Source organism: Micrococcales bacterium (assembly GCA_009784895.1).
Lineage (GTDB): Bacteria > Actinomycetota > Actinomycetes > Actinomycetales > WQXJ01 > WQXJ01.
Map to the genome: position 1 here is coordinate 1 of WQXJ01000085.1, position 4,675 is coordinate 4,675.

4 protein-coding genes are annotated in these 4,675 nt (G+C 62.3%); all 4 read right to left on the reverse strand.

The window, feature by feature from the left end; genetic code table 11:
• The coding region (locus FWD29_09815) for a glycosyltransferase (protein ID MCL2804225.1) at window positions 1-671 on the reverse strand (671 nt) is incomplete at its 3' end.
• A 16-nt stretch (window positions 672-687) separates the two neighbouring features.
• Window positions 688-1,617, reverse strand: a complete 930-nt coding sequence (locus FWD29_09820; protein ID MCL2804226.1) for a glycosyltransferase — start codon at window positions 1,615-1,617, stop codon at window positions 688-690.
• Window positions 1,614-2,984 (reverse strand): CDP-glycerol glycerophosphotransferase family protein, encoded by a 1,371-nt coding sequence (locus FWD29_09825; GenBank protein ID MCL2804227.1) that lies wholly within the window; start codon window positions 2,982-2,984, stop codon window positions 1,614-1,616. The genes FWD29_09820 and FWD29_09825 overlap by 4 nt, the downstream gene beginning before the upstream one ends.
• Window positions 2,977-4,675, reverse strand: a 1,699-nt coding sequence (locus FWD29_09830; protein ID MCL2804228.1) for a CDP-glycerol glycerophosphotransferase family protein, incomplete at its 5' end; no start/stop codon positions are given. The genes FWD29_09825 and FWD29_09830, both read right to left, overlap by 8 nt.

A 4,675-nucleotide genomic window follows, 5' to 3' on the forward strand; every position in this document is an offset into this window, starting at 1 on the left:
AAAACCAGTTTGGCGCCGCCGCGCCTGGCGTAGGCCGCCTGCGAGACCCGATAGGCCACCACCACCTGGTCGGTATTGGCCACCCGCGCGCCCCGCCGCAGCAGCCGCACCCAGAGCAAGTAGTCCTCCAGCCGGTCAAGGCGCGGGTAACCACCAGCTTGCTCCACCAACTGTCGCCGAAAGACGACAGTTGGGTGGGCAAAGGGGTTGTGCAGGCGGGCGAATTGGCTGATTTCTGCTTGGCCGGTGGGATAGTTTCGCCCGATGCCGGCCTGCCGGGCTTGGTCAGTGAACTCCACCATCGCTCCGCCTACGAGGTCGAGCCCGGCTTGGAGCATTGGGATCTGGGTCGAAAAACGCTCCGGTAGGTTGACGTCATCGGCGTCACAGCGGGCCACAATCGAATGGCGACAGACCTTCAGGCCGGCGTTGAGGGCAGCCGAAATCCCTTGATTTGTGGCCAGCTGAAGGTGATCAACCTCCGGGCGGGCAGCCCACTGGTCAAGCACCGCAGCCAATTTAGGGCCCACCGGACCGTCTTGGACTACCACTATCTGGTCGGGGCGAAGCTGCTGGTCGTCAAGAGCCGAGCCAATGGCTTGGTCCAACCACTTGGCCCTATCGCCGTGGTAGACCGGCAATAGCACACTGAACGGTTCAAACCCCTTCACGGCCGGCGAGTTGTAACTAGCCAAGGCGGGCCACCTGTTGGCTTATCTCACCCAGGGCGCCCAACACCCTGGCAGTTGGCCGCGGCGGACGCTTGAGACCGTCTGCCAACCCCTTGACCAGCAGTTTGACGGCCTTGGGCCGCTCTTCAGCCTTGACCAATACGCGCCGCCAACCCCAAAGGCTGTAGGCCAAGTAGGCGGCGCCTTCAACCGGGCCAAAAACCCCGCCCCACCACAAAGTCCAGATCTTGTTGCGAACATCGAAGTAGAAGCGGTCGCCGGGGGAATCGGCCGCCCCGGCCGGGCGGGCGGTGTGGTGTTCTGAGACCGAATCCGGTACGAAAACGGCCTCCCCCCTTCGGCTGAGCCGGGCCGAATACTCAAAGTCATCATTCCAAATGAAATAGTCAGCTTTGGGTAGTCCAAATTGTTCGACGCACCGGGCCGACACCAGCATTGATACGAACGAGCCAGTCCTAATTGGCCTTGCCCCGATGGCCTTCGCCCGTTGCCAGCGTTTCCGGCCGGGCCACAAGCGGGTTCTGGGTGTGTTCATTGGATGGTCGCGACCGTCGGTCCATACCACCTTTGAGCAGGCCAGGGCCAACCGCCCGGGGTAGGCCTGCCAGGCCTGTTCGAGGGCTTGCAGGGCCCGTGGGGTGGGCACCGTGTCGTCGTCCATCAGCCAGATGGCCTCGGCCTGCATCGATAGTGTGGCGTGGGCCAAGCCGGCGGCAAACCCGCCGGCCCCACCGGTGTTGCGGGTCAGGGTGATGACAGTGGCGGCGACTGGATGGTTCGCGGCCACGGCGCCGCTGGCATCGCTTGAGGCGTTGTCGATAACCAGTACTGCGTCCGGCGGGCGGGTCTGAGCAGCCAAGGCGTCCAGCGTGTGGGTCAGCAGATCCTGGCGATTGTAGGCCACCACCAGGGCGATTATCCTCACGCTGCCTCGCCACCGGAGCTGGGTGATGCTTCTTTGACGAATTGCTGTGCCACCGGCCACGGATCGTCTTGGGCAGCCGGCCGGCCCCTTCGCCTCGATTCGACCCGGGCAGCCACGGCCGAGCGACTGGCGTTGGCTAGGTCGATCATGGCGCTACAGGCCCCAACAAAGGCTTTGGTCGAGGCGCCGGGTTCGACCTGGCCAAGATAGTAGGTGGTGGTGGCCGCCCGTGTGGCCTGGTCGGGATCCGAAGAGATTTGACGATCAATCGTTTCCATCAGCTGGTCCAGGCCGTCTGGGTCTAGGCGGGGCACGGTCTGCATCAGCCGGGTGGCGGCGGTAACCACACCTGGGGCGGTTGGCCTGGTCACTAGCATCGGCCGGTTGAACGGTAGAAAGTCGATGGCCAGTGATGACACGTCGCTGATCAGCAGGTCAGCCTTGGCCAGATCGACCATGGCGTCGCCACCTAGTGAGACCTGGTGTGAGTCGGGTTCTGGGCGGGCCGCCGCGGCTCGTTCGACCAACTGGCGCAAGGTTTGATCGGTTTCAGCGAACTCGGCCAGGCGCACCCCAGTGAGGGGATGGGGCCGGTAAACCAGGCGGTAGTCCCGGTGGGCCAGGATCCGCTCAACTATCGGCCGTCCCAGCGCTTGCAGCGAGCTGTAAGCGGCGGAGGGCACCCCACCCTCCCAGGTCGGGGCATAAAGCACGGTTCTGAGACCGGCGGCGTGGTCGTTCTGCTCTAGGTGGGTTGGAGTTAGGCCTGGGGTTTCGACCTGGGGGCGGCCAATGATGAGGCAGCGCCCGGCCGCGTCGAACCGAGGCAGATAAGTCTCCAGCCGGTCAATGGCGGCCTGGCCGGCGACAAAGGTGTAGTCGTAGGCCTTGGTCTGGTTCGAGATTGACACCACCTTGTCGCTGTCTCCATGCATGATCGAAACATGCACCAGGTTGGGGAAACGCAACATGAAGAAATTGCCGGAATTGTGGTTGACGTAAAGTACCAGCCGGATTGGCGAGCGGCTGATCAGGTCGTCGGCCGTGGCGTAGTGGCTCAAGGTGAAAGCCGGCAGGCCGCTATCCTGCCTGATTCGCCTGATGCAACGCGAGTCGGTGCCGAAGATGACTACTTTGTGCTTGAGGTGCAGTTGGCGCAAGGCGCCGTACCATGGCTCGATCTGGTACAGCCCCCTGACTGTGTCGGCGAAATAGACCACCACCTCAGCCTTGAGCGAGCGGCCCAGTAGCTTCTTGTCGTCGCCCAGGCCGTCGGGGAAGGACTTGGGTAGCAGACCAGACCGCCGGATGGCGCCCACCCCCAACGACAAGGCGCGGCGCTGCACCTTGGCCATGGTTTTAGACATATCGGCTGGCCTCCTCGATGAATCTCTTGGCGTAGCGGTCCGCCGGGATGTCACCAAGGTAATAGACCTTCAGCTCTTTTCGCTTTCCAGCTAGTGGATCGTCACCCAGCATTGCGCTAATCGCCATGGCCAGCGAACCTGGGCCGGTGGCTGCCTCGTCGCTTAAAGTGCGGGCGTCGATGACATATGAACCGCGAGCGACCGGGTTTTCCTCGACAAAGGCTTTGGGCGCCAGGCCCACAGCCACCATTGCGAACGGCTTTTCCGAGTACAGATAGTCCCCTACGACCGAAGAGACGTCACTGATCATGGCGTCAGAACGGTTGAAGCAGTCCATGACCGTCAGGTCTTTTTCGGCACTTTGGCCAAAGACATGTGGCCGGCCGTTTTGGGCCTGGTCACGGCGCAAGAGTTCGACCACGGCGTCACGGCTGGCGGCCGTGCGATGGTTCTTGGCCCAATATGGATGGGGCCGGAAAACCACCGTGCAGTCTCGTTCAAGCAGGGCCCGGACAATCTGTGGCGCCCAAGGCAAAGAGGTGTAGTCCGAATCGGCCGTGTTCCCAACCCAAGTCGGGGCGTACAACACCACAGGCGAAGCCATCTGGTTTGCCGGCGTCTTTGCCACCTCGACCTGGGCCACTTGTGGACGGCCCACAATGGTGAAGAAGTCTGGGGCGGTGGCCAATCCGGCCATAGCGAAACGGTCGATCGCAGCTTGGCCGGCCACGAAGTCTTTGTCGTAGGCCCTGAACACGGGCGAATAGGATGCCACCTTGTCGCTGTCGCCGTGATTTAGCTGAATGTGGTTGAGATGGGCGTAACGCAGCATGTGGTCGTTCAAAATGGCGGTGTTGACGTAGAAAACGGTTTTCAGCGACGGCGTCAACGCGTCCCCAACCACATCCAAACCAACCCGGTGCAAAACCGGCAGGCCCAAGGCAGTGGCTTCGTGGAAATTATCGGCTGTCCGGGTGATCAAAAAGAACGGCTTGTCCAGGGCTTTGAGCTGGTCTAACCACATCGTGACCTGGTGCAGCGAGCCGGGCGGGGCCTGCCAATGCAGAGCGAAGGAGGGGCCAAGCCGCTCCAGGGTCTTGGGCAAGCGGCCGTTAAACCGCAGCCGTTCAATCACAAAGATCGACATGTCTAGTCCGCTTAGTACCGCCACACCCAGCGCCACCAAGCCGGCCCAAAAGCAAAGCCAGGTCCACTGGTCAAAGGCGATCAAGGCCAAGGCCAGCCCAACGGCGACATTGTTGGTTGCGTAGACGGCGTTGCCGGTGACATGTACTTGGGTCCGGCTTTTTGTCCCCTCAAAACCCCAGGCGTAGGGGAAAGCCTGAGCGGCCAGTGCCCTGATTGAAGGCTCAGCCAAGACCGCCAAACCGATCAGCAGCAGCCCGGCCAGAACCAAACCCGGCAATTGATTCTGTGCCGCCACCAGCACGATGGCCGCCACCAGAGCCAGGCGGGCCAGGGCGTATTTGCTGGCTAGTTCCGCCCCGTTGAGGTTCATCTTGTTGCTGGCCAGGCCAAAACCGACGGCGCCCACCCAGGTCAGGCCAGCCATTGTCCAGACCACCCCACTAGGCCAATTCAATGCCACCCCGGCTAGGGCCAACAGCGCGCAAATCGACAAGGCAAAAGCCGGAATGCCTAGGACCCAGATCAGCCTGGACAGCGGCACG

Coding starts and splice junctions, on each gene's coding strand:
- FWD29_09825 (MCL2804227.1), bottom strand. CDS start 2,984: ATGTCTAAAACCATGGCCAAGGTGCAGCGCCGCGCCTTGTCGTTGGGG.